Origin of the sequence: Grimontia sp. NTOU-MAR1 (assembly GCF_035758505.1) — a bacterium.
Taxonomy (GTDB): Bacteria; Pseudomonadota; Gammaproteobacteria; order Enterobacterales; family Vibrionaceae; genus Enterovibrio; species Enterovibrio marinus.
Genome location: NZ_CP142108.1, coordinates 1,675,080 through 1,693,476, shown reverse-complemented (window position 1 = coordinate 1,693,476; position 18,397 = coordinate 1,675,080). Strand labels below are relative to the sequence as shown.

Annotated in this window: 16 protein-coding genes; 3 read left to right on the top strand and 13 right to left on the bottom strand. The window is 47.5% G+C overall.

Translation table 11 applies throughout. The annotated features are described in order from the left end of the window. Window positions 1-239: 239 nt before the first annotated feature. Window positions 240-1,001 (bottom strand): DUF2927 domain-containing protein, encoded by a 762-nt coding sequence (locus VP504_RS07835; protein ID WP_062705163.1) that lies wholly within the window; start codon window positions 999-1,001, stop codon window positions 240-242. Between the two features lie 164 nt (window positions 1,002-1,165). Here VP504_RS07835 and VP504_RS07830 point away from each other — a divergent pair, with 164 nt between their 5' ends. After that, complete coding sequence (locus VP504_RS07830; protein ID WP_325894098.1) at window positions 1,166-1,288, top strand: hypothetical protein; 123 nt, start codon at window positions 1,166-1,168, stop codon at window positions 1,286-1,288. Here VP504_RS07830 and VP504_RS07825 read toward each other — a convergent pair. The 4 genes from VP504_RS07825 to VP504_RS07810 all read right to left on the bottom strand — a co-directional run bounded on the left by VP504_RS07825 (window position 1,230) and on the right by VP504_RS07810 (window position 3,784). Then, window positions 1,230-1,523, bottom strand: a complete 294-nt coding sequence (locus VP504_RS07825) for a type II toxin-antitoxin system RelE/ParE family toxin (RefSeq protein WP_325893726.1) — start codon at window positions 1,521-1,523, stop codon at window positions 1,230-1,232. The two genes, VP504_RS07830 and VP504_RS07825, sit on opposite strands and share 59 nt — an antisense overlap. Window positions 1,524-1,534: 11 nt before the next feature. Then, complete coding sequence (locus VP504_RS07820) at window positions 1,535-1,777, bottom strand: type II toxin-antitoxin system Phd/YefM family antitoxin (RefSeq protein ID WP_062705160.1); 243 nt, start codon at window positions 1,775-1,777, stop codon at window positions 1,535-1,537. Between the two features lie 172 nt (window positions 1,778-1,949). Continuing rightward, complete coding sequence (locus VP504_RS07815) at window positions 1,950-2,423, bottom strand: helix-turn-helix transcriptional regulator (RefSeq protein ID WP_325893725.1); 474 nt, start codon at window positions 2,421-2,423, stop codon at window positions 1,950-1,952. Next, complete coding sequence (locus VP504_RS07810; protein ID WP_325894003.1) at window positions 2,420-3,784, bottom strand: type II toxin-antitoxin system HipA family toxin; 1,365 nt, start codon at window positions 3,782-3,784, stop codon at window positions 2,420-2,422. The genes VP504_RS07815 and VP504_RS07810 overlap by 4 nt, the downstream gene beginning before the upstream one ends. A gap of 807 nt (window positions 3,785-4,591) precedes the next feature. Between VP504_RS07810 and VP504_RS07805 the strand changes: the two genes are divergently transcribed. Next, window positions 4,592-4,921 (top strand): helix-turn-helix domain-containing protein, encoded by a 330-nt coding sequence (locus VP504_RS07805; RefSeq protein ID WP_325893724.1) that lies wholly within the window; start codon window positions 4,592-4,594, stop codon window positions 4,919-4,921. Then, entirely contained in the window at window positions 4,918-6,174 is a 1,257-nt protein-coding gene (locus tag VP504_RS07800; RefSeq protein ID WP_325893722.1) for a type II toxin-antitoxin system HipA family toxin, read from the top strand. The genes VP504_RS07805 and VP504_RS07800 overlap by 4 nt, the downstream gene beginning before the upstream one ends. A gap of 228 nt (window positions 6,175-6,402) precedes the next feature. Here VP504_RS07800 and VP504_RS07795 read toward each other — a convergent pair whose 3' ends face one another. From VP504_RS07795 to VP504_RS07760, 8 genes are all read right to left on the bottom strand, one after another. Beyond that, window positions 6,403-7,446 carry a hypothetical protein gene (locus VP504_RS07795; RefSeq protein WP_325893720.1) on the bottom strand — a complete coding sequence of 348 codons (1,044 nt, stop codon included), beginning with the start codon at window positions 7,444-7,446 and terminating at the stop codon, window positions 6,403-6,405. Between the two features lie 37 nt (window positions 7,447-7,483). Continuing rightward, window positions 7,484-8,530: a hypothetical protein gene (locus VP504_RS07790; RefSeq protein ID WP_325893719.1), complete on the bottom strand. Its 1,047-nt coding sequence runs from the start codon at window positions 8,528-8,530 to the stop codon at window positions 7,484-7,486. A gap of 43 nt (window positions 8,531-8,573) precedes the next feature. After that, on the bottom strand, window positions 8,574-9,620 hold the full coding sequence (locus VP504_RS07785) for a hypothetical protein (RefSeq protein ID WP_325893718.1): 1,047 nt from the start codon (window positions 9,618-9,620) through the stop codon (window positions 8,574-8,576). A gap of 37 nt (window positions 9,621-9,657) precedes the next feature. After that, on the bottom strand, window positions 9,658-12,660 hold the full coding sequence (locus VP504_RS07780) for a hypothetical protein (protein WP_325893716.1): 3,003 nt from the start codon (window positions 12,658-12,660) through the stop codon (window positions 9,658-9,660). Between the two features lie 3 nt (window positions 12,661-12,663). Next, window positions 12,664-13,473, bottom strand: coding sequence for a DUF4123 domain-containing protein (locus VP504_RS07775; protein ID WP_325893715.1), 810 nt, complete (start codon window positions 13,471-13,473; stop codon window positions 12,664-12,666). Then, window positions 13,461-15,527 (bottom strand): type VI secretion system Vgr family protein, encoded by a 2,067-nt coding sequence (gene tssI / locus VP504_RS07770; protein ID WP_325893713.1) that lies wholly within the window; start codon window positions 15,525-15,527, stop codon window positions 13,461-13,463. The genes VP504_RS07775 and tssI overlap by 13 nt, the downstream gene beginning before the upstream one ends. A 156-nt stretch (window positions 15,528-15,683) precedes the next feature. Then, window positions 15,684-16,202, bottom strand: a complete 519-nt coding sequence (locus VP504_RS07765) for an Hcp family type VI secretion system effector (protein ID WP_062705145.1) — start codon at window positions 16,200-16,202, stop codon at window positions 15,684-15,686. Window positions 16,203-16,649: 447 nt separating this feature from the next. Continuing rightward, a complete protein-coding gene (locus VP504_RS07760; protein WP_325893712.1) occupies window positions 16,650-18,395 on the bottom strand; it encodes a S41 family peptidase in 1,746 nt (581 codons plus the stop codon). Window positions 18,396-18,397 lie beyond the last annotated feature (2 nt).

Sequence of the window (18,397 nt, the reverse complement as noted above, 5' to 3'; positions counted from 1 at the left end):
GCATAATTTGTTTGGGGAGAGAAAAGCACATTTGAGGTGACTGCGGAACATTCTGTTAAGGCGTTTCTTTTTCTTTCTTTTCTAATGACTACCATGTCTAAAATAGAAATTATTAACTATCCAAATGATGAATATGTGCTATTAAATTTCATCTTTTTTGCTTTTTTTGCATATAAAGTGCTGGATTTAATTTGTTAGTCGGTGTCAGTCAGCGCTGACCGTTCCCTGCCGAGACTGGGCTAATTCAACCCAAAATCAGACACGAACTTGCTCTTAAGATACATATCGGTCGATTGCTTCAACCAGTTGGGGTTTTGCTTGAACCAGCTATCTAGAAGCGGCATCACCTGCTGCTCTGTCATGCCCGCATGAACGTCTGACGAATAGAGCAAGCGGAGCAAAGTGATATCCAGCGTTGTCATCACATTGTTTTTAGAGCCATCGTTAAAAATGGAAGGGAAGACTTTGTCAGAGTCATTCGGCAGGCCCATCACCTGAGTCAGCTCCTCCACCACACAGGCGAAGAGCTTACCGCGTTCGCGGGCGAGATCGACAGGAATGACAATCAGTGCTTCTTTGATTTCCGTCTTGGGCGAGACGGAAAGATGCGCCATGCAGATGGCACCATGAAAAGGAAAGTTTTCCTGTGTCGGCCACAATTCACGGGTTTCATTCTGCCAGCGGCTCTGGCGGGTAAACACCATGCGGATGTTGGCATTTTCCGGAGAGTTCACCACCTTGATGTCATGCCCTGTTGCCCTCACCAAATCGTCAATCTGGTTGTTGGCCAGCATGCCATGAAGTTCCTTATCGCCCACACGGTGGTCAATATAGATACGGATCGGTTTTTGCCACTTACGGACAGGGTGCTCGTCACTGTCATATTCATTGCTGAGGGCAATCAGTTTAAACGCCCTTTTGACATACTCTGGGTCATCCCATTTCGCCAGAGCAGGGGCAGACAGCAGAGACAGCATCAGCCCCCAGATAACAATTCGCATTTGGCTCTCCATGGACCAGTCAGAAACGTCGGCATTATAACAACGGCATAAGATGAATAATGACAATCAGTGGGTAAGGTTTCCAGTTGGAAGGTAAGATGTCCAGATTCCATCGTCCAAAACATATTTGTTTGGGGGATGCGGATAGCGCAGGAGGAGCCCTAATGAGTAAACTTTGCGTCACTCTTGGAGCCGAATCTACTGAAGCGATATTGCGCTCAACGCAAACTATTTCAGGTGGTTTTGGGGCAGCTGTGATTGGCCCAGCACTGCAACAACGAGAATGAAGCCGTTTTCCTTGGTGTAGTAAGCAGTATGTTTGCCAATGTGCAAACAGAAGCCATTCTGGTAAATTTCGCTGCAGCTTCTTCCCATATCTGGGTTGTCAGCTAACATCTGAAACCCAGAAAGCAGTATTTCTCTGTAATTGTGCCACTGCAGTTCAGAAAAGTTTTCGACGGTGTAGCTTTTTATTTTGAGTAAATGGGATTGAGCTAACTGACTTAACTTATATTTATTCATTTATCATATAATTACAGTGAACTTAGAAAGCTTTCCCCGTCGACAGTTTTACCGCTGTTGAGCTCTTCTTTGGCTGAATGAAAGCAGTGCTTGAGGTATTCGACTTTCATAGCTTCAAGCTCTTCAAAGTCCCTGATAGACATGACGACAACAGCGTCTTTACTGTTTTTACTGATTTTCACTGGTTCCCGCTGAGCGCTCAGAAGTAACTCTCCAAAATTACGCTTGGCGTCATTTGCTGTTAGTGTCTGCATGATCGAGCTCCAATTTGAAAGTACAGTCAGAGTATAACTTGTCGCACTAAATGTGCAATTTGATTAAATCGTGCGATCTGAGTGATATTTAAGCGTTATCCATTGGCTTTTTTCCAAGTGGGTATAGAAGAAGGTTTATACGTGGTAACTAAATCTAAGCCATAAATCTGTATTAATCCGTTGCTCTTTCACTCTGTAATAAAGAGTTCAAGGTACTGACTGAGGTTGGGAGCAAGCCCACTTTCAAGCCAAATGGCTTAAATGCTTTGTTCAATATGTCCGTCTTATAACTGCCCCTATCGTTCTCAATGTCCGAAAGCGTTTTTCGAGAAATGTCGACCAGTTTGGCGAACACATCTTGCTTTAATCCCAGCACATCTATCCTAAGCGCCTTTAAGGCTTGCCCTTGGGTTAATTCCCCGAACAGCAATTGCTTGATGATTCGGTTGGCGACATTTTTGCGCTCGGCTGCATTGACCGGTGTCTTGTTCTTTGACACCCGTTGAGTCGCCCGAGAGTTTGAAACGGTCTTTTGTGTGGCTTCACTGATATCTGATTGAACTTGTGAAAGCTGTGCTCGGTTGGCTTTCAGGCGAGCGACGGTCGCTCTAGCTGATTCGTTAAGTAACGGTTTGTTTGTGCTCATCGAAGCCCCCACTTAGCCAGTTTGTCAGAGATATGGTTGAACCCAATACCCGGTAGTTCGAGAATTTTTTCGGGTACCCCTTTTGCTGCCAGTCTTTGCTTTAAACCCATACATTGGGCCGCCGTATCACGCAGTGCTTGAAGCAAGTTTTCGCTAGGTACCAGGTCAGACAAAGTGTTTGCTATTCCAACAAAATCATAGGTTCCACCAACCTCCAGCGGTGCCTTCCATTTGGTTGTTCTTGGTATACCCGATGGGTCTGCTTTCATTGGCGCAAAGTCGTAAATGGGCGCGAGTTTGATGTAACCATTTCCTTTGAGAAATGAAGTATTACGCCCATGATTATCGCTGTTTCCGAAGAGGATATTGAGAAGATCTCTTTTAACCCATTCGATAACGAATGCCTGAATATCAAAGTGATACCCTTGGTTTGTCACCATATGACTCTGAGTGATTTTATCGATGAGTGCTCTGATGGTTTCTTCATGATCAAGGGTGACACCAGCACTTTTACCCAGGATGGAATAGACCGATTCCATGCCAAATCTTTCGATTTGCCCTTGAGAGTTATAGCGAATGTCAAAACGAGGCAGCCACAATGAGGGGTAATCTGATCCTTCTTCCAGGCGCATGTGCTCGACTGGGATAGTGTCAAACCCCATTTCTGTCAGTTCATGATAGTAATGAAACTCTGCGCGGAGAATATCGCAATCTATGACACTTCTTGAGCCTCGTGGGTATTTAACTAAATAGTGCAAATCCCGATTGCTGTTGTCGTCCTGATAGGGATCTATCCATATTTTCCAGTGATTTGGATTATCTTCGATAGCTGCGCGAAGAAGGAGCTTTGGCGCTTCTCCCCCTGCACCTGTTGCACCGCCTGCCGCAGCACCTCTCTGTTGGGCATAATCTAAAAAGTCACTGGCGCGGCTTTTCACATCTTCCACCGAGAAGAACAGATTATCGGCAAGATCAAAACGATCTGGGAGAGAATCTTTGACTCTAAGGTTGCCAACAGGACACATGGTGCCATATCTCAACAAGACGTAGTCTTGCTCGGCAGGGGGAAGATCTTCAATGTCTAATTGCTTAACCCAGTATTTCCTGCTGGCACCACTGGGCATGATGTCGTCGAGAAACTTCAACCAACCGGGTTCTCCTTTATCATCAAAGAAAAAAGCGACTGGGTGGTTAATGGAAACTGCGTGCAGGTCATCTTTTTCATAATGATCAATCGCATAGTCCTGCAAATAGTCAACAGCGGTGACTTTGTAGTTGTGTAGGTCACTTTCAGGGAATGAAATGATGGCGATATCGAGCCATTGTTCATTGATAAATGCCTGAATCGTCAGTTGCTCCATCATCATTACCCCAGAGTTCACTAATGGGTATTAATTTACGCATAAACTCATGAAAATTCAATTAATGAGTATTTATCTACTCAAAAGTATATGCCCGACTTAGATTGTAGTGAAAAGCTCTCTGAGAAAAAGCCGCTGCGCAAAAAACGAGTAGATAGTTACTCGTAATATTAGCAATAAACACTTAATGAGTGATTAGTTACTCATTAAACTGAGGCTTAATTAAATCGTGCGTTTTGGTTGATATTTGAGCGGCTAACATCAACTCTTATCCCCAAGTGGGTATAAAATAAGGTTTATCCCCGATCAGGGATAACGAAGATAAACCTTTGTATTTCCGAATTAAGAGGGCGTAAAACCGGACCCTTTGAAGACTTTCACGGGGTTGCCTCTTTCCAGTTCCCAGTGCTGCTGCCTCCGGGTTTTGGTTTGTGCAGAGATCTTAAATAACCCATACCTATACATTCACTCACTCCCTTAACCCGCAGTTTGAGCATGCGCTTTATAGCCTGGTGCGGATCATCAACGGGCTTGGCGTACCTTATTTCATTGTCGGAACCACCGCCCGTGATGTGGTGCTTTACGGTATTCATGGCTACCCGCCAATCCGCGCTCCCCGGAGTATTGATAATGTCATTTTGGTCGACAGCAGGGACGCTTTTCATGAAACTCGAGAGAGGCTGGTAGCCACAACTTCTGAGCTGTTCGTAACATGATATACAACATTAAAGTTGTTATCTGAGCCTTTTACAACTAATGTGTTGTTTATTGCAGCTGGTACAACGATAGAGTTGTTTGAGGTGTGTGGTGAAGAATATTGATGAAATTGCAGCGTTGTTCATTGAGCAACGTAAAAAGCTGGGTATCGAGCAAAAAGATATGTACATGCGAATCGGCATGAAGCAGCAACAGTATCAACGCATTGAAGCCGGTAATGACGTGAAACTTTCGACCTTACTCAGAGTGCTGGAAGGGTTGGATTTGGAACTCTCGATAGTGCCTAAGGGAAGGAAAGCGGCACCTTCCTCAGTCGAAACGGTAGCAGATAGTCAAAGCACACTTGGCATAGGCAAAAATGAGCTAGCGGATGACTCAGATGACCTGGATTTTTGGTTTGGTTCCGGGGATGGAGCATGAGCAGGCAAATCGAAAAAGTTGAAGGTCTAAACATTCAACTACACGGTATCGATGTGGCTGTGATTGCGCATTATGCTGGTGGGAAAAATATACTGACCTTCAATCCCGAATTTGCTGCGATGTCAGCTGATAAACGACCTGTTTTTACCTTGAGGCAACTGCGCGATCCTGATTATTTAAGTAAGCCTCAGATCCGGACCGACAAAATCCCACCTGTATTGTCCAACCTGCTGCCAGAAGGAGCATTGAGAGAACTGACAGCCAAAGCGTTCCAATGCCACGTAAACAACGAATTCTCAATCCTTGCTTATTTAGGCGCTAACTTGCCAGGCGCAATCATCGCTAAGCCGATAAAAGCAGGTGGTTTACCTGCCTGGGCACTAGAGCAGCGATTATCGACAGAGCCGCAGCAAATCAAAGTGAAACATGCGGATACCAAGTTTTCATTAGCTGGCGTTCAGATGAAGTTTTCCTCATCACACCTAGATGGCCGATACCATATCGATCAGGAAATTTCTGACGATATGTGGATTATAAAAACCCCTTCAACTGTTCACCAAGGTGTTCCCGTCAATGAATATACCTGCATGAGATTAGCTGAAGCGGCGGGGGCAGATATTCCGGAGATTCGGCTAATCAAACTGAATGAGCTTGAGGGACTGCCCAGTATCAAACTACCGGATGAGCAATATGCCTATGGCATCAAGCGGTTTGACCGCAATGAGAAGGGGCGAATACATACGGAAGATTTTGCTCAAGTGTTTGGCCTTTATCCATCGGATAAATATCAAAGGGTTAACTACGAGCAACTAGGCAACGTGCTCTATCAATCTAGCTCTGAACGCTTGAAAGATATTCAGCAGATGGCAAGAAGGCTACTGATTAACATCTTGCTAGGAAACGGCGATGCACACCTTAAAAACTGGACGTTGATTTATAGCGATGCCTACTCCCCGCGCTTATCGCCCCTTTATGACGTGGTATTCACCTCTCCGTATATTGAAAATGACAGCCTTGCGTTGAACATGGTAGGTACCAGAAATTGGTTTGAAATCACCATGGAGCATTTTGAATTTTGGGCCAAGAAAGCAGGAGTGCCATGGGTTGCGATTAAGCCACACCTGATTGATGTGATGAACTTAGCTCGGAAAGACTGGCCTGAAATGCTTCAAAAACTCCCCATGGATACTGAGCATAAAGACGCTTTGAAGAAGCATTGGAAACGATTGGGTATCGACTTCAAGTTCGCATAAGCGAATCCTCTACTGTTCGAATGACCGGATTCAATCAGTGATTTATTTAGGTTAAGGGGTTCATGACACTGCTTTAAGCAGAAAGAATGCCAGTGGCTAGAGAGTCACTGACAATATGATGAGAAATATTATTGTTGAACTATTGCAATCACTTGATGATATCGGCATTAAAAATTTGCGGGTATCCCCGCTTTGGGCTTGAGCTCTGTCAGGTCTCTTGCCCCATAGCTACTCAATCGCATTGCCACCCCAGCGCTCAAGAGCTGTGTGAAGGTTATCGACCGTATATTCGTATTCATCAAGGCCGTCTTGTTTGTAGACGGTGTGGTTATTTAGGTATTCTTCTGTGAGTTTGTCGACCTGTGCTTTTTCTTCATCGGTGAGTGTCGCCCAGGCGCGGTCTGAGAAGTTTTGGTAAGCATCGTCGAATTTCGGAGATGTAGACAAGGCAAGTGATTTTAATAATACCGCGCCTTTGACTTTGTCAAAGTAAGTCCAGCTTTTGATGTACTCCTTGCCAATACCTGACAGGCGAATGCCAAGACCAGAAAGCACCTGTGCATCTCCCTTGTCAACCAGCGATGTTAATACCGCCATGCCAGTGTCAATGTCACCGCCGGAAATCGTGGTAAAGCCTTTGTACATAATCGCCTCGTGATACCCCCCGCGCGCAGCAGCCTCGAAAAGCTTTGCGACTTCTTTTTCTCGGCTTCCGGGGAGGAAAAACCAACCGTCACCCATCCTAAAACGTCGTGCCATTTCCCATTGTGCAGAAGGATAACCCGCGTAAGCTGAATCGGATAAAAGATCGAAATAGTCTTCTGTGAGGACGTATAACCTGGATTTCAGTTCGTATGCTAGCGGATTTCCTTTATTTATTTCAGGGTTAACCACATCAAAGAATTTTGTTCTCCATTGTTGTTTTTCTTGTTCAAGAGCATGACTTCGAGTACTGATCATGCCAATTTGTGCTAGAAGGTGCCCTTTTTCTGCCGCAAGCTTAATATATTGATACTCCCTCTCGCTCATCGCGAAACGATTAAAGTGGCCCGCATTTGCAATCAAATAATATGCGGCCGCATACCCACCTTCCCCAGCATATAATAGGTAAGGCTCAGCCTCCTCAAACTTGTCCTGAAAATGGAGGGTTTTCCCTTTTTCATAGGCTTGAGCGGCGGTGAGCGTCTCAGCAGCAGCGGGTTGCATAACTGACAATGTCAGTAGTGACAAGACAATTGCATAGGTCAGTAAGGCTTGGACGGTCTTGATCATAAGTACTGTGTGCTAGGTCAGCTCTCTTGCCCCATAGTTACTCATTCGCATTACTGCCCCAGCGCTCAAGGGCAGTGTGAAGGTTATCAACCGTATATTCGTATTCATCAAGACCGTCTTGTTCGTAGACGGTGTGGTTGCTGAGGTATTCCTCTGTGAGTTTGTCGACCTGTGCTTTTTCTTCATCGGTGAGCACTTTCAGCAAGCGCTCATATTTGTCTTTGTAAACACCATTACCGCTGCTTGGTGACATGGACTTTGCCAGTGCGCTCAAATACAACCCGCCTTTAACTTTATCCTTAAGTGTCCACTCATTCGGATGATTAAAAAAGGTGTGTGAAAACAAACTGCCAAAGAATGAAAGTGCTTGTGCATCCCCTTTTTGAACAAGCATGTCCAGCACACCCAGTCCCTCTTCTACTTTGTTTCCCGAAGTAATGAGTTCATAAGCTTGGTGAATCAAAGCCTCGTGATACCCCCCACGCGCAGCGGCCTCGAAAAGCTTTGCGACTTCTTTTTCTCGGCTTCCGGGGAGGAAAAACCAGCCACGACCGTTCCTATATTTCGTTGCCAAATAATATTGGGAGGTTGGATAACCCGCTTCTGCAGCCTTGGTCGTGTATGCATCATAAGTATCTTGGTCGTTGCTGTGCATACGCGCTTTCAATGCCATTGCAAATGGTTTTTTTTTCTCAACATGAGTTGCGAGTATCTGTTTCAATGACTGTCGCCAACTGCTCTTTTCGCTTGAAGGTGCTAGGCTTCTATCTCGCGTTAAAACCAGCATTGCTAATAAATGACCTTCTTTTGCTGCAAGCGTTAAGTATTTGTACTCTCTCTCGCTCATCATAAATCTATTGATAGGCTCTGCGCCCGCAATCAAATAGTAGGCTGCTGCATATCCTCCTTGCCCTGCCTGTAATAAGTAAGGCTCAGCCTCCTCAAATTTATCCTGAAAATGCAGGACTTTCCCTTTTTCGTAAGCTTGGGCGGCGGTTAGTGTCTCTGCAACTGCGGGTTGCATAACTGACAATGTCAGTAGTGACAAGACAATTGCATAGGTCAGTAAGGCTTGGACGGTCATGATCATAAGTACTGTGTGCTAGGTCAGCTCTCTTACCCCATAGTTACTCAATCGCATTGCCGCCCCAGCGCTCAAGGGCAGTGTGAAGGTTATCAACCGTATATTCGTATTCATCAAGGCCGTCTTGTTTGTAGACGGTGTGGTTATTTAGGTATTCTTCTGTGAGTTTGTCGACCTGTGCTTTTTCTTCATCGGTGAGTGTTGCCCAGGCGCGGTCTGAGAAGTTTTGGTAAGCATCGTCGAATTTCGGAGATGTAGACAAGGCAAGTGATTTTAATAATACCGTGCCTTTGACTTTGTCAAAGTAAGTCCAGCTTTTGATGTACTCCTTGCCAATACCTGACAGGCGAATGCCAAGACCAGAAAGCACCTGTGCATCTCCCTTGTCAACCAGCGATGTTAATACCGCCATGCCAGTGTCAATGTCACCGCCGGAAATCGTGGTAAAGCCTTTGTACATAATCGCCTCGTGATACCCCCCGCGCGCAGCAGCCTCGAAAAGCTTTGCGACTTCTTTTTCTCGGCTTCCGGGGAGGAGAAACCAGCCACGACCGTTCCTATATCTCGTTGCCAAATAATATTGGGAGGTTGGATAACCCGCTTCTGCAGCCTTGGTCGTGTATGCATCATAAGTATCTTGGTCGTTGCTGTGCATACGCGCTTTCAATGCCATTGCAAATGGGTTTTTTTTCTCAACATGAGGTGCGAGTATCTGTTTCAATGATTGTCGCCAACTGCTCTTTTCGCTTGAAGGTGCTAGGCTTCTATCTCGCGTTAAAACCAGCATTGCTAATAAGTGACCTTCTTTTGCTGCAAGCGTTAAGTATTTGTACTCTCTCTCGCTCATCATAAATCTATTGATAGGCTCTGCGCCCGCAATCAAATAGTAGGCTGCTGCATATCCTCCTTGCCCTGCCTGTAATAAGTAAGGCTCAGCTTCCTCGAACTTATCCTGAAAATGGAGGATTTTGCCTTTTTCGTAGGCTTGGGCTGCGGTGAGCGTCTCGGCCTTGGCTGGGGATAACGCTGTCAGCATGAGTATCAACAGCACCCAAAGATTTCTCGTTACAGGTTTAACAGACTTGGGCATAGTAAATGGCGTCCTCTTTTTCAGACAATGGTTAAGGCTAAATGCGTATTTTGCCATCAAATTGTCGTTGCAGGTCGGCAAATACTTCATTTCGGAGTTCATCTTCACGCTGTTTAATACTTTTGTATTGGGCGATAGTCAAATCGCGAAAATGATAGGTTTGAAATACTGGCCGAACGTCGAGGTAAGCATTGAGGACGCCGCTATTGCTTTTATCATTTATATTCACTGATTGATTCATCATTGCTTCCACCCGGTCACAATTGAGCACAAAATCAAGCTCCCGCTGCGCTTTTAGTTCGTGGTGTCGCGTTAAACGGCTTAACGCCTCTTCTACTTGCCGCAATACCGGCTGGCGCTGTGTTGGGTATCTCGCCCAGATGTTATGCAGCCACATAAAGATTTTCATTAGCGCGATTTGTTGCATGGCGAGGACATCTTCGCTGCTGTAATCTGCTTTTTCGCCAGCGCCTTGTCGGTCATCAATTGTAAACGCCTCTGGCTCTGTCAGCAGCGTCTCAATCAAAGGGGCGAGTCCTTCCGGCACCATCATCTGAATCCAGGGTTTCATGGCCTCTTCATTGCCAATGGTGAAGACATGGGCCACGATAGGCGCGGGGCTGCTTTGGAATATCGTCATGATTTTGTCCCAGCTGTCTTTGCCTTTGGCCAGGAACAAACCCACCTGCATTTGTGAAAGCAAACAGGCGCGGCTGAAGGTGGATAGCGCCTGAAAGGTTTCATCATCCGCAATGTTCACGGGGTGGTAGTTAGCCTGACGCAATATACGCTGGAATTGCCACACCCATGCGCCTATTGCCTCTGGCATGATTTCCCCGTCTATCACCAGTTTGGCTGCATGGCCCACCTGAAAGCGCAGATAAAGCTTTTCTTTCACATAGCGCAGGGAGAGCGGCACCAAGTGGCTGACCTCAGCACCCACCTCGGCCCCGAGACTGCCCTTGAGGGTGGTCAGCATTTTTACATCTTTAGGCACAATGAAATCTGGCACGCCGATACCGTCATCGACACTGCTTGGCAAAAACCAATCCAGATAACAGGCCATTTCTACCCCGACATTGGCTTCTAAGCTGAGTTTGACCTCTTTGTCTTTTAGGGTAGTGAAAGGTTTTAGCCCTTCTGGGGTTAGCGATATGTTTTGCTCGCTGGCTAAGCTTGCCCCTGCAAATCCGTAAGCCTTGAGGTAAAGCCGCGTTCGCAGTAAGCCGGGTTTAAAGGGAAAAGAAAAGGTTTTACCTGCGCTTTTGTCGCGCGCTTCCAGTGTCAGCACGAGCTCTTTATTCTGTTTTATCTCTGACTCTTCCGGGAAGGAGAGATAAGGCTTCCCGGTAGCGGCACCTATCAGGTTCAGCTCTCCCCGTGCAGCCGCCAGTGTGTATTTGGCTTCAACCTTGTGGACACTTTTGAGTGATTCATCAGATTGTTCACCTGTCTTGGTTGTACCGGTGTAATCGATTATTTTCTCATAGGTATAATTCGAGACCCGGCCAATTTCACCTTTGCCCTGTTGAGTACTGAACCTGAAGTATTGCGCCTGATAACTGCTATCAAAAGGGTCTAGCCGTTTTTTGATAAAGTCTCGATACACCACGCCTCTCACGGCATCATTCCATACACTGGGATCTGCCTGAAGGCTCGCGACTTCGATGTTTTGCTTTGCAAGGGCGGCATGGAAGGCATCAGGGTGAAACAGGCCATGCTCGTCAAACCACTTACTTTCAATCTTAAGCGGAGTAGCCAGCCCTTGGTTGAGAATGCGCTGAAAAGCGCTGTCGCTGTCTTGTCGGGAGGTGAAGCTGACATTCACTGGCTGACCGGCCTCGCTCTGGTGTGGGATATCGGCCAAGCTCATGTAGCGAAGCTGTGCGGAGGGCGCTGTCTCTGCCCCCGGTTTTGGCGCGCCGAGTAGAAACTCGCGCAGGGGAAAGTCATCTTTCACCAGTTGTTGTACAGGCTTTTCTTTGTAATCGGTCACATCCCAGACAAGTAAGAGCTGATGCTGTGACGCCAACTGATGCGCCAGGTTATAAAGACGGTTGGCCTCTTTTTGCAGAACTTTCAGTTTTTCATATTCGTCTTTCAAGATGGACGAGGGGGGGATGTTCCGGTAATCCGCTGCTTTTGCCAAGGTTTTCAGACGCTGGCGTAATGCATCTTCCAGCGTTTCTTCTTCCTTTCTCAGGGCAAAGTATTGCGCTAACACGGCCATGCCGTCTCCACCACTCAGTGATAATGCGCACTCGGGGACGGCCACGCCTAAGGCTTGAAGGTCGGTGATGCAATTTGAAAGCCTGTGCAGCGAACTACTTTTTTCAGCCAGTTGTTTTTCGGCCTCGATGTAGTTCATGGGGTCCGGCCAGAGCATATGGGGTGCGTACTGGGTGATGAATGCTTTGTGCGCTTCCAGTGCTTTTTTAAGCGCGGCTACTTGGTCATCTGGCGGTATATCTTTGTTTTTTGCAAAAGCTTTCTTAGCAGCGTCATAGGCTTTTAGCAGAGACTGAATTTTGCTTTCTCTCGGTGTAAACAACTGCCCTTTGTTGTAGGTGTAGCCATGCTTCTTGTCGGTGGCGATATCGATGGCTTTGTCTTCTAAAGCTCTTTGCTCGATGTAATACCCGTGACGTTTACGGGATTCAGTAAGCAACTCTGCCCTTCCTCTAGGCAATGGTTGCTCCAGTAAGGAGAGGATCTCGTCGTAGCGCGCCTTATCTTGCTGAGAGAGAAACTCGGGAATTGCGGCGATGGTAAACCCTTGCGAAATACCTGAAAGCGCTTTTGCTTTGTGATCGCTGCCTTTCACGCCTGCCAGTTTATCTTCTGCGGTTTGAATGTAGCTGCACGCTTCTTCGGTCAGCAAATAGAAGGCGTGGCTGTTCACGATATAGATAATGTCGTGGTATTTAACTGGCGTTTTATCGGGCGCGCACACTTTCGGCGGAAGCGGCGCAATGGGGCACGCTCCCCTTGTAGGGATAGAGGGCGACTCAGGCAGTTCGATGACCGTGGGCTTGTCCATTTATTATTCTCCCAACGCTGGCGTGTTTTTATTTATGACAACTTGCTTGGCAGCTTCCATTGCCTCGGGGATGCTTTTTGTTGCTTTGAAAAAGGTGTGCCAACAAATATCAGAAAAATCATGATGATGCTCCATCAAATAAGCTTGCCATGCTACCAGTGCTTTGAACGAGAAATCAGGTAACTGGTGAAAACAGACGATAGCGGTGGCAAAGCGATGTAGTTCATCCTCTGTTAGGGCCTGACATTCCGGTGTTTCGCCTAAAGAGTATGCCATTCGAAAGATTTGAATTTGCTGCTCCAATGACTCTGTAGTTTGTTCGGTTATGCTTGAGCGGACGTTTGAAAAATCAATGGGTTGCCATTTTTTTCCTTTTAGATCAGGAAGGTAGACTCCCTCCCCGATGGGCCAGGTTGGATCAGGGTTGATACTATCGTCAATCATGGCACGGGTGACCATTGGGGTATAAAACCGCAGATAACTGACACCATGGACAGCACTTTTTACCACCAGCTGCTTTGCAAGTGCTTGTTGCATGTCTTTCAGTGGTTCATCACTGACAACAATGCAACCCGAACGTTTTTCCAGACAGGCTTCAAGCAGAGCTTGATGTTCTGCGCCCAATTCGATGAGATGAGGTGACACATGGAGCATCGACGCAAAGGGTGTACCCGTGAACAGTGGATAATTGGTTGTACTTTCTAACAGTTGGTAACGCTCGTTCTCGTCAAAACAGGGCGTGTCCAACAACAATACCAAGCGGGACGTTTTGCTTGTTTCCTCAACCAAGTCTCCTGAGGTTACGGTTTGCATCGACAATCATTCCCCAGTGTGCAGGTGCCATCACTTTGTTGGCCACAAAGTGGCAAAATAGGTACATGAGCTTCTGCGGCATAAAGCAGCGCAGTGGCAAAATTTGGCTGTATTTCCTCAGGCGCTTTCGGCGCAGTCACCCCATTCGGCATGACCGGCATCGCCCCACCAAACCCAGAGCCTGAGCCTGCAGCACCGCCCGAGTTCAGGTTCACAGCAGTGCCGACAATATGCACGCCAGCAGGGTCGATTTTGACGAAGTTACCGCCTACTTTCAGGGTGATTTCCGTGCCGGCTTCCATGACTACTTTCTGACCGGCTTTATGGTGGATTTCTACGCCAGCTTCACTCAGCACCGCGGTGCCGGCCTTAATGTGGAAAGACTGGTCGGTGACCACGGTTTTGTCACCTTTGACATGCGTCTTGCTTTGTCCGTCGACGGTCAGGTGGTCATCCACTTTGATATGAGAAAAACGCTCGTTTTCGACATCAACATGAAGATCATGCTTGATGTTGTCTTTGCGATCATTTTCCACCAGCAGGTTCATGTCCTTCTGGGCATGCACATAGATTTCTTCCTGCCCAGCCTGATCTTCAAAGCGCAGTTCATTGAAGCCTTCACCCTGATGGGTTTCCGTTCTGAGCACGGTGCGGGTTTTGTTGGCAGGCAACGGGTAGGGTGGCACATTGGTCGCGTGATAGGTGCGGCCGGTGATGATCGGTTGGTCAGGATCGCCTTCAAGGAAAGACACAATCACTTCATGGCCGATACGTGGGATCGCCATCATGCCGTATTGCGCCCCCGCCCAGCTTTGGGAGACACGAACCCAGCAGCTGGAGTTTTCATCACTGTTGCCGTAGCGGTCCCACGGAAACTGGACTTTAACGCGCCCATGTTCATCACAGAAAATCTCTTCCCCTTCAGGGCCAGTGACAATGGCAACTTGAGGACCATGAACACAAGGTCTGGGCTGTGGTTTGGGTCGCCAGGGGCGATGGCCGGGGATCACCGAAAAGGTATTGTGGAAGGTGGTCATGCCTTCACCGCCACGCTCTTCCAGTGCCTGCGGTTGCGTGCCCTCACACTTCATGCTGACCACAACCCAGTCGCGGTTATTGGCGCCATCAGGGTGTTCTTCCAGCTCAAAGACCTGACCGGCATCGACCTGCATGATGTGACTTGATGCCGTGGCGGTCAGTGCATCGCTGCGCAAATGCTCTAAGCGGTATTGGGTAAACGGCTTTCCTGAGCTGTCACTTTTAAAGCGGCCGGGGTAGTCATAATGTTCGTACGTACCGCGCTGGAAACTCATTTCTGTGCCGGCCTTGTTTTGCAGAAAACTGTAGGCAGGCTTTTTGAAACTGTAATCTTTGAGCGTGACGGAAGACGGGCGGGCTTGCGCCGTATACTGCCAGCCTTTCACAAAGGGCTGGTCACTGACACCGCCTACATTGGCGTTGTAGAGGAAAGCCTGCCCCGATGAAGGCAAGGTCTGGGTGTCGTCGGAGAACAACACCGTATGCTTGCCTTTGGCGTACAAAAAACAATAGAAAATGCCTTCTTCCGCGGCAAGACGCTGGAGAAACGCTAAATCCGTCTCGCGGTACTGAACACAGTATTCACGCACTTCAGGCGTGGCAGACAATGAAAAGGCGTAGTCATCAATGCCCATTTCCTGAAGCAGGATACTGATGATTTCGGGCGCAGATTGTTGCTGAAAAATGCGGCTGTTTTGACGAAGGGATAACCGCGACAAAGCCGGGACGATTTCTAACCCGTAGAACGTATGGCTAAAACCGGTATCTCCCCGAGTGAAGCGGCGGGCAATGCCATGAATAAGCTGGACCAGCTCCCCATCACGCCAGAGCATCAGGGTGACATTGCGGTCAACGACTGACTCTTTGGAGACGGTATCCTGACGGCTGGCTAGCTTGACCTTATATAAATAGGGCGAAGAGAGCGCTGACTCTCCCGAGAATTCAAGCACAGCAAAGGTGTCATCGGGCAAGCCTTCGACGGTGAGAGTAAATTGGAGACCGCTTTCCGTAGCCATACATCTTCCCAATCAGAGCCTGTTAGCCAGGTCTATCGATAACCCTTCAGGGGCATCGCAGTATTGTTCTTTATAGATTGACGACAAAACCCGCCAAAGGGCGGGTGACGTCAAAAAGCCGAGAGACAACCGCCCCCAGCTTTATGCAGTGAAGCCTTATGCTTCAATCGGTGCACGCCAGTCATCGGCACCTGAAGTACCCGCAACTGTGTGTTCCCAGTCAATCTTGCGATACGCCACAGAAACAGTCACCAGTTGGGTGAACTCTTTCTTTGCCGCGTCCTGACAATGAGGCATGTTGCAATCGATATCGATGATGGTGCCGTCAGTCAGAATGGTCGAGAAGAAGTGCTCCTGCTTACCTTCTACTGAGGTACGGTACCATTTAAGCTCAATCTTCGGCAGCATTTCGCCTGATGCCAGTGCGTTGTACATCAAAGGAACCGCTTTGTTCAGCGCCACAGTGAACTTAAACGGCTTGTGGACACGTTGGCCTGAAGGCTGACCGCTTTGTGGGTCAGTCGGTACAGTCACAATGTGGTCAAACGCCTGAACCAGCATTTCATCTTCGTGGCCTTCCACATAGATGTTACCGACAGAGTCTGCAGTGAACGCACCAGCAGTGATGTTGCCCTGAGTTTTACCTTCGATGGCGATATAGCAAGGAGTTGGCATCGTAATGTCCTTTTAGATTGCGATAGAAGTAGATTGCGATAAAAGAACATATGACTAAACACAATTCATGCCATTCTTAATTATTAATAAATACAGATGCTTATATTTAATTTGCAGTAAGTGGGGCGAAAGTTTACCCGAGACTTGGGTAAGAAATGGCCCAGTGGGCGAAAAGTTGCTTAGATATCAATGTTTATTGGTTCACTTTTGTCATTTCTAACCCCCCATCGCGATTCGACTCAATTCATCGTGCATAAAAGGCCATACACAGTACAATTGATAAACCACCCAGAACTGCCATTTCCATGAACCGGAACATCCAGTTTTACGATCAAAACGCGAGCAGCTTAATTCGCAATACCAATAGGTTACTGCCGGATGACGGCTCCGGCGATTTAATGGCTGTCCGCCATGTTACTGATCCCTTAAATCCCCTTTAACCCATATTCATTGAGAGAAGCCACTGATACGGATGGCTTCACGAAGCTCTTTCTCCAAGTCCGCTTTGTTTCTGTATGGCAACGTGTAAGGGCTCTGTTTGAGTAACTCAGACTCCCATGAAATATCTGGCACTACGCCCTCATTCAACCTTGAGCCATCTAACCGACGAAACTCCATAACGGGATAACTGATGTATCCAAATTTCTCATCATACAAGTCGTAGATATGGTGAAGTGAACGGAACTGAATCACCAAGGGAGAGCCCGCAGTTGGCTTGCCAATCACCGTCGATTCGGGGGAACTTTGAATCCCAGCCGCCAATATTTCCCCGCCGGAATTTGTCTGTGCATCGGTTAGCACCAACATTTTCCCATCGAATACCTTGCTGGCCTCGGAAGAAACGCGCTTACTTCTGCCAAAGGCATCGTAATAGACACCGAAATCTTCATCCCCAAGAAACAGGCCCGCTAAACCTGTCATCTCTGGCAGAGCGCCGCCTTGGTTTCCTCTTAGATCGAACACTACAAGCTCGGGATTGTTGGCTTCTAAAAACTTTCCGGTTGCCTCAGCGATACCATCGTAAAAGTAAGCCATCCAAATGTAAGCGACACGCTTGCCGTCGATGTTCAGCAGGGAGAAATCAACGCCCTGTGTTTGGATACCATTTTCACTGGAGGTGAAATCCGCCTGTGTGTCCAACTGCAATGGGACAGAAATATCAAGGAAGGTAATATTTTCCCCGTTATTGCGCAGAACATGGAGCGTGACCATTTCACCGCTGATTCCCGTGAGCAAATCTTGGAGCTTGTCAGCATGGCTGTCTGTGAGTGTTGAAAACTCCCCGGATTTCGTCACACCGACAATACAGTCCAGCGGTCTTAAACCCGCATTAAGGGTGGATGTGTTGGTAATACTCGTGACGGAGTAACACGCTGGCCTTTGCGCCAACGTCGCACCAATGTGCGGAACGGGAGGAAGCGTCGTTTGTTGATACTCTTTTTCAGAAACATAGTGAACACCTGTCACTGAGTGAGGAAGCAGTGCGCCAATAAACAGCCCGATGTTGGAAAAGTCGACGCGGTCAGTTTTCGACTGATGATAGTCCAATTGCCCCTCAATAATGCGCAGCGTCTCTGCCGGGTTGTCAGTAAACCCATTGATAGCGACCAGCTTATACGTCAGGAACGCTGCTCGTCTGTCGTCTATCAGATCGCCATCGTCTGCTGAGATAAAACTCAGCGCATTGTCTGGTGCATTTTTTAAAACCTCAGCCCCGTTTTCGGCCAGCCAGGTTTTCATCGCGCTAATGGCGAGGTTTTCCTTTTCCCGATAGTCGGTGTAAAAGTCCTGAGCCTCTTTGGTGGAAAGGTTTAGGGGATAAACGAACAGATCGCGATATCGATCCTCAAACGCCTTTTTCTCTTCATCCGTTAACACCACACCGATGGGGTCCAGATTGAAGAGAAGCCGAGAAAAAGCCTGCCCAACACTTTCGCGGTTGTTAGCCAGGGGAATGAGCGTATCGAGTGATGACTTGTAATAGCGTCGGATAAACCGATTAACCATTACATTCAGCGCATCGTTATAGCCTTGTTCTACACTGGCAGGCGTGGAGGGAGCATATGCTTTGGGGGCACTCTCTTTCGGGGAGTTAGTGCTTCCCGTTGACTGACAGCCAACAAGTAAAGAGGTGCAAAATAAGCCAAACACCCAAAACGGTTTACACACGGATTTTCTAAACAGCACTTTCATCG

Coding starts and splice junctions, on each gene's coding strand:
- VP504_RS07830 (WP_325894098.1), top strand. CDS start 1,166: ATGAGTAAACTTTGCGTCACTCTTGGAGCCGAATCTACTGAAGCGATA.
- VP504_RS07800 (WP_325893722.1), top strand. CDS start 4,918: ATGAGCAGGCAAATCGAAAAAGTTGAAGGTCTAAACATTCAACTACAC.
- VP504_RS07775 (WP_325893715.1), bottom strand. CDS start 13,473: ATGCAAACCGTAACCTCAGGAGACTTGGTTGAGGAAACAAGCAAAACG.
- tssI (WP_325893713.1), bottom strand. CDS start 15,527: ATGGCTACGGAAAGCGGTCTCCAATTTACTCTCACCGTCGAAGGCTTG.
- VP504_RS07810 (WP_325894003.1), bottom strand. CDS start 3,784: ATGGAGCAACTGACGATTCAGGCATTTATCAATGAACAATGGCTCGAT.
- VP504_RS07790 (WP_325893719.1), bottom strand. CDS start 8,530: ATGACCGTCCAAGCCTTACTGACCTATGCAATTGTCTTGTCACTACTG.
- VP504_RS07825 (WP_325893726.1), bottom strand. CDS start 1,523: ATGAATAAATATAAGTTAAGTCAGTTAGCTCAATCCCATTTACTCAAA.
- VP504_RS07835 (WP_062705163.1), bottom strand. CDS start 1,001: ATGCGAATTGTTATCTGGGGGCTGATGCTGTCTCTGCTGTCTGCCCCT.
- VP504_RS07795 (WP_325893720.1), bottom strand. CDS start 7,446: ATGATCAAGACCGTCCAAGCCTTACTGACCTATGCAATTGTCTTGTCA.
- VP504_RS07765 (WP_062705145.1), bottom strand. CDS start 16,202: ATGCCAACTCCTTGCTATATCGCCATCGAAGGTAAAACTCAGGGCAAC.
- VP504_RS07760 (WP_325893712.1), bottom strand. CDS start 18,395: ATGAAAGTGCTGTTTAGAAAATCCGTGTGTAAACCGTTTTGGGTGTTT.
- VP504_RS07780 (WP_325893716.1), bottom strand. CDS start 12,660: ATGGACAAGCCCACGGTCATCGAACTGCCTGAGTCGCCCTCTATCCCT.
- VP504_RS07820 (WP_062705160.1), bottom strand. CDS start 1,777: ATGCAGACACTAACAGCAAATGACGCCAAGCGTAATTTTGGAGAGTTA.
- VP504_RS07785 (WP_325893718.1), bottom strand. CDS start 9,620: ATGCCCAAGTCTGTTAAACCTGTAACGAGAAATCTTTGGGTGCTGTTG.
- VP504_RS07815 (WP_325893725.1), bottom strand. CDS start 2,423: ATGAGCACAAACAAACCGTTACTTAACGAATCAGCTAGAGCGACCGTC.